Origin of the sequence: Eudoraea sp., from assembly GCF_049665975.1 — a bacterium.
In the GTDB taxonomy this organism is placed as follows: domain Bacteria; phylum Bacteroidota; class Bacteroidia; order Flavobacteriales; family Flavobacteriaceae; genus Eudoraea.
Genome location: NZ_JBATGR010000284.1, coordinates 1 through 3835, shown reverse-complemented (window position 1 = coordinate 3835; position 3835 = coordinate 1). Strand labels below are relative to the sequence as shown.

7 protein-coding genes are annotated in these 3835 nt (G+C 36.0%); 6 read left to right on the top strand and 1 reads right to left on the bottom strand.

The genetic code is table 11. The features are described 5' to 3' along the window. From WBN20_RS10060 to WBN20_RS10035, 6 genes are all read left to right on the top strand, one after another. Positions 1-531 (top strand): SDR family NAD(P)-dependent oxidoreductase (locus WBN20_RS10060; RefSeq protein WP_424281586.1); only part of this gene is annotated, 531 nt, incomplete at its 5' end. Between the two features lie 41 nt (positions 532-572). After that, positions 573-1001: an FMN-binding protein gene (locus WBN20_RS10055; protein WP_424281585.1), complete on the top strand. Its 429-nt coding sequence runs from the start codon at positions 573-575 to the stop codon at positions 999-1001. 51 nt (positions 1002-1052) lie between these two features. Next, positions 1053-1325, top strand: a complete 273-nt coding sequence (locus tag WBN20_RS10050) for a DUF5661 family protein (protein ID WP_424273328.1) — start codon at positions 1053-1055, stop codon at positions 1323-1325. A gap of 19 nt (positions 1326-1344) precedes the next feature. Then, positions 1345-2109, top strand: a complete 765-nt coding sequence (locus WBN20_RS10045; RefSeq protein WP_424281584.1) for a GNAT family N-acetyltransferase — start codon at positions 1345-1347, stop codon at positions 2107-2109. A gap of 51 nt (positions 2110-2160) precedes the next feature. Then, entirely contained in the window at positions 2161-2655 is a 495-nt protein-coding gene (locus WBN20_RS10040) for a hydrolase (protein WP_424281583.1), read from the top strand. A gap of 30 nt (positions 2656-2685) precedes the next feature. Beyond that, entirely contained in the window at positions 2686-3135 is a 450-nt protein-coding gene (locus tag WBN20_RS10035; RefSeq protein WP_424273331.1) for a hypothetical protein, read from the top strand. Between the two features lie 157 nt (positions 3136-3292). Here the strand turns inward: WBN20_RS10035 and WBN20_RS10030 are convergent. Next, positions 3293-3835: SPFH domain-containing protein (locus tag WBN20_RS10030; RefSeq protein WP_424281582.1), on the bottom strand; the 543-nt coding region annotated here is incomplete at its 5' end.

The window sequence follows — 3835 nt, the reverse complement described above, 5'->3', positions numbered from 1 at the left end:
AAATTTGGCAAAATAAATCTGTTCTTTAATAATGCGGGAATCGAAGGAGCCTCCAGTTCTATTGAAGACTATCCCAATGAGGTATTTGATAAGGTAATAGCCGTTAATCTTAAGGGAGCATGGTATGGATGTAAATATGTAATTCCAAAAATGGTGGAAGGTGGATCTGTGATTATCACATCTTCGGTAGCCGGACTTAAAGGATTTAAGGGTTTAGGAGCATATGTGACTAGTAAACACGGTGTTATTGGGATAATGAGAGTGGCTGCTTTAGAATTTTCAGATAGAAAAATACGTGTAAATACCGTACATCCGGGACCTGTAAACACCCAAATGATGCGAAGAATAGAAACGGATATTTCTCCAGATAATTCAGCCGAAGTTCAAAAAGGTTTTGAGGCCATTGTGCCTTATGGCAGGTATGCAGAAGCTTTAGAAATTTCTAATCTGGTTCTTTATCTTGCTTCAGATGAAAGCAAATATGTAAACGGAAACACTTATGTAATAGATGGTGGATTAATGGCTGGTTAAAAAACTACATGTTCTCCAAAGTAATAAATACATGCTTTAGTTTGATATTAGTTCTGCTTTTTGCAGGAAACTGGAGCTGCAGGGGCAAGCCTGTAATAGAAAAGTCTGTTAACGAAGAATCTAATCTTACTAAACCAAAACAAATTACCACTGAGGAAAAGGAGTTACTAAATTTGCCAAAATCACTTTTACTGATACAACCAATATTTCTAGTAGATAAAAAAAGTAATCAAATTCTGGATATTGCTTTTGATCATTTGGCTGAATCTGAAGGATATGGAGCGGAAATTAATCAGGAAGCTTTTGAGAATCAATTTATTGGTAAAGCAATATACGGGGATTCCAACAGCTTTGGATTAAACCAGGCTGGCAGGACCATAATTGAAGGTTATACTATAGTTGACGGTCTCTCCGGGGCCACAATAACAAGTAAAGCCGCCGTAGAAATGATTTATAATGGACTATTATAATAACGCAACTACAATCAGCAATAATAAATTCAATTTAAAAGATTATAGAAAATGAAAAAAATTAAAAAACATGAGGCCAAAGAGATTGGACAATCTCTTGGCATCAATTGGGAAGAAGTAAGTTTGGACGAATTTACTGATGGAATTAATGTAGAATTTGAACACGGAACACGGTTTCCGGAAACCAATGTTACCAATGATGACAAATACCTTACAGGGAAAATTGCATGGGCTCATTTAAAAGAATTTCCAGATTACTACACAAGGCTGGAAAAAATGGAAAAAGAAGCTGAAGACTTTTGGAATTTAAGCAAAGTCCATTGAAAGCTAAAAGCATGTGAAAATGACAAAAATTATAGATGTTACCCCTGAAAATGTACAAGAAGAAACGCTTTTTTGCATCAAGGATATTAAGAAGCCCGGGTTCCAAAGCAAGCGAATATGGTTCGAGAAACAATATAAGCTTGGATTACGGATGAAAATTCTTAAAGACGATACTGATAAAATGATAGGTTTTATTGAGTATATACCTGTGATCAATGCCTGGCGCCCGGTTGCAGGAAATAACCTGATGTTTATTCACTGTATGTATGTATATCCCAATAAAAATAAAAACAAGGGGTATGGATCATTACTTATAAAAGAAGCCGAAAATGAGGCTATAAAACAAGAATTGGCAGGTATTTGCGTGATGACCAGCAAGGGCGCCTGGATTTCGGACAAAAGGATCTTTGAAAATAACGGTTTTAAACAAGTTGATCAAAGGGGCAGGTTTGAATTGATGTGTAAAAAATGGGAACCTGTAACTAAAGACCCCGAACTAATAGACTGGACAGCAAATCAAAAGAAATATAAGGGCTGGCATTTGGTATATGCAGATCAGTGCCCATGGCACGAAAAGTCGGTAATTGCTCTTCTAAATACGGCTTTGGACTTTGGTATTGATCTTAATGTAACTAAGTTAAGTAACGCAAATGAGGCAAAACAGGCCCCTTCGGGCTATGGGGTTTTCAGCTTGTTACATAACGGAAAGCTAATTGAAGATCATTATTTAAGCGCAACCCGATTCAGAAATATTTTAAAGAAAGAACTGCTCCAGGAAAGCTAATTCAGTTATCGGTCTTGTTTACCGCTACACTGTATTTTAAAATAATAAGTCATGAAAGTGGAAAAACAAGAATGCTGTCCAAAATTTAATCCAGAAAAATGGAGTGAAAAGACATTCAATTGGGATCAGGAAAAGTTTATTAAGGGTACCGTGCCTACTTTTTTTCATATCCCATTGCCTCCTATGATAGGTAAGCGAGTTACCAAAATGATGAAACTGGCAGAAGATTCCAAAAATCTGTCAAGTAATAAAGAAGATATCTTGTTATTATTTACGGATCCGCACGCCTTTATGTCGGAAATCTATCTTTCCGTAACAAATGACGTCCCCAATGCGAATAACACAACACTCTCGGGTAACTATATAAGTAAGGTTTTTGATGGTGCCTATAATGATATCCCAAAATTTATAAATCAAATGGACGCCTATTTAAAAAAACAAAAAGAAAAGGCTGAAAAATATTATGTGCATTATGCTTACTGCCCTAAATGTGCAAAAGAAACTGGTCATAACTACATAGTACTATTTGCCCAATTAGAAAAATAAGAGATTGAACCAACGATTACAAATCTGGTTATGAATAATAAAAAAGATATTGGGTTTTGGGTTTTAATTTCAACGGCAATTGTTTTAATTCTCTTTTTGACCGCAGGTCAAACTTTGTCATTAATAGATTATAATTTGGCCATAGACCTGGGGTTACAAGAATCAGAAAAAGAAATTGGTAAAGTTGGAATAGCATTTGCAAAGGGTTTCGCCTTTGGAGATACGGTATTCTATATCCCCATATTGGTTCTTGGAGTCCTGGGGTTAATTAAAGAAAAAAAATGGGGCACTTTCTTAATGCTTTGCGGCCTGGGAATTTCAGTTTATTGGCCCATTGTTCATTTATACACTATTTATATTGATACTGAAGCGATTACTTTGAATCCTGAAAAATACATTTCCTTTCCCATTGTTTTAACTTTGATAACTGTATATGGGTTGTGGGGCATATATTATCTGCATAAAAATAATATGGATTAATAATCTAAAGATCAATCCCCAATTAGCTGCTTTTTTTTATAAATTGTTCTACAAGCTAATAGCACTATTCCTTCTACATTTAGTTTTAGAAGTGAAGTCTGGTTATGGTATAAGCCTTCCTCCAGACGTGTTTGAAAATACACCATTTAAGGATTTTCTAGGAATCTTCTTTCTTGGGAGTTCTATGCAAGACCTCCTCAGGAAATGGAAAGATTATTGTAGAATTTTTCTCTGCTGCAATATTGGATAATGTCTGATATAACCTCAACTTAATTGCAGAAGGCGATTTATCTATTTGCAACCCGGCTTCCAGTAATTTACCCGCGGCCTGCTCTTCGGCTTGAGCCAGAATGATTCTTGCTCTTCTTGATCTTTCAGCTTCTGCCTGGTTGGCCATCATTCGTCTCATGTTTTCAGGCAACTGAATATCCTTGATTTTTACATCTATAATCTCAATACCCCATTGATGAGTTTCCTGTTCAACGATACTCTTAATATTTTTGCCCATTTCTTCACGTTTTGATAAAATGGTATCCAGCTCTACTTTTCCACAAACATCCCTTAATGCGGCTTGAGAAAGTTGTGTTATTGCAAAGGTAAATTCCTCGACTTCCAGGACCGCCTTTTCCGGATCATTAATCTTAAAGAAAACCACTCCGTCTATACTGCAGGGTACGTTATCTTCCGTCATTACTTCCTG

Bases quoted from the DNA above. Each gene is read 5' to 3' on its own strand.
- WBN20_RS10050 (WP_424273328.1), top strand. From the start codon at position 1,053: ATGAAAAAAATTAAAAAACATGAGGCCAAAGAGATTGGACAATCTCTT.
- WBN20_RS10045 (WP_424281584.1), top strand. From the start codon at position 1,345: ATGACAAAAATTATAGATGTTACCCCTGAAAATGTACAAGAAGAAACG.
- WBN20_RS10035 (WP_424273331.1), top strand. From the start codon at position 2,686: ATGAATAATAAAAAAGATATTGGGTTTTGGGTTTTAATTTCAACGGCA.
- WBN20_RS10040 (WP_424281583.1), top strand. From the start codon at position 2,161: ATGAAAGTGGAAAAACAAGAATGCTGTCCAAAATTTAATCCAGAAAAA.